The 1455-nt window shown below is 50.4% G+C and carries 1 protein-coding gene; it reads left to right on the forward strand.

Annotation, left to right across the window (positions count from 1 at the left end; translation table 11 throughout):
* The first annotated feature begins 105 nt into the window (after positions 1–105).
* Entirely contained in the window at positions 106–1338 is a 1233-nt protein-coding gene (locus tag DW033_RS24215) for an IS256 family transposase (RefSeq protein ID WP_233554312.1), read from the forward strand.
* The last annotated feature ends 117 nt before the right edge of the window (positions 1339–1455 follow it).

A 1455-nucleotide genomic window follows, 5' to 3' on the forward strand; every position in this document is an offset into this window, starting at 1 on the left:
GATACTGTTTCAAGTAGTGTGTCTGAGGTGAGATAAAAAGAAAGTCTACGGATTTCTTTAGATTTGTAAAAGAGAAAACAACAAATACAAAAGAATCGTAGACTAATGGATTTCACAAAGGAACAACTTTCCGAGGTATTATGCAAGCATGCGGAAAGAGAAAACGGTCTCCAGGACCTGATGGAGATAATGATTGAGAGTATGATGGTCGCTGAAAGACGAGAGTATTTGCGCGAAGACGGCCTGCCGGGAGATAAGGGTAACGGCTTCAGGGAGGGCCACACATACGGTCAAGGCCGGACACTGACGTTCCGGATACCGAGAGACCGCTATGGCAACTTCCATCCGCGTATATTAGCAATATTAAGAAATCAGGAGGAAGAGTGTGAGAGGCTTGCCGGCACACTGTACAGCAAGGGTCTGACACAGGAGCAGGTCGGAGATGTCTTCAATGACATCTATGGAGAGCACTACAGCAAGGCGAGCATCTCGAGGATGCTGGACTACCTGCGAAAAGATGTCCAGGAGTGGCTGGACCGCAGTCTGGAAGCATACTATCCGGTCCTCTTCATCGACTGTGTACACATAAAGATCCATCGCAAGCGCAGTGTGGACACGGAAGCGTTCTATGTGCTTCTGGCCGTGAAGGAAGACAAGACGAGAGAAGTGATAGGCATCTACAACAAGCCTACGGAAAGCGCCCACGGATGGGGTGAGATGCTTAATGACATATATGAGAGAGGTGTCGAGAGGATAGGTCTAATATGCGCGGATGGTCTGAAAGGACTTGAGGATGTGATAGCCGAAGTCTTTCCTAAAACGCCCTTGCAGCGCTGCACGACACACCTGAAGCGCAGCGTCATCAGCGACGTGCGCATTGGTGACAAGCGAGAAGTCGCGGAGGATCTCAAGCAGGTGTTCCGCACCGGTGACAGGAACTACACAGTGGAGAAGGCTTGGGTGGAGTGGCAGTCATTCTGTGACAAGTGGGGGCGGTACTATAGGACAATAAAACGTAGGCGTGATGACTGTTCCTACAAACTGTACTTCACGTACCTGAATTATGACCACCGTATACAGTCGATGATCTACACGACAAACTGGATAGAACGGCTCCAGAAGGACTTCAGGAGGGTCACCAGGATGCGAGGCGCGATGCCTAACGAGGAATCGGTGCTCCTGCTTATGGGCAAGACCGCAATGGATAAGAAATCGTACCTGAGGCAGGTACCAAGAATAGATCTGGACGCGACTTTATTCCCTCCGGAGAAGGCGGCACCGCAGCCGGAATATACGACCTCCGGCTGCTACGAACCGAAGCTGCGCGAGTTCGCTTGAATGGCTCGCTCCGCTTCGGCCGTTGCCGAAAAGGGCGAAGTATATAAAAACTGATTATATTTGCACATCTAAAGACTCCGAAAGACCGGCTCCGGACACACTAAGTGAAACACTACC

Source organism: Parabacteroides sp. AF39-10AC (assembly GCF_003635405.1).
GTDB classification, from domain to species: domain Bacteria; phylum Bacteroidota; class Bacteroidia; order Bacteroidales; family Tannerellaceae; genus Parabacteroides; species Parabacteroides distasonis.

What these genes read in the sequence shown, in the direction of transcription:
- DW033_RS24215 (WP_233554312.1), top strand. Translation starts at nt 106, where the DNA reads ATGGATTTCACAAAGGAACAACTTTCCGAGGTATTATGCAAGCATGCG.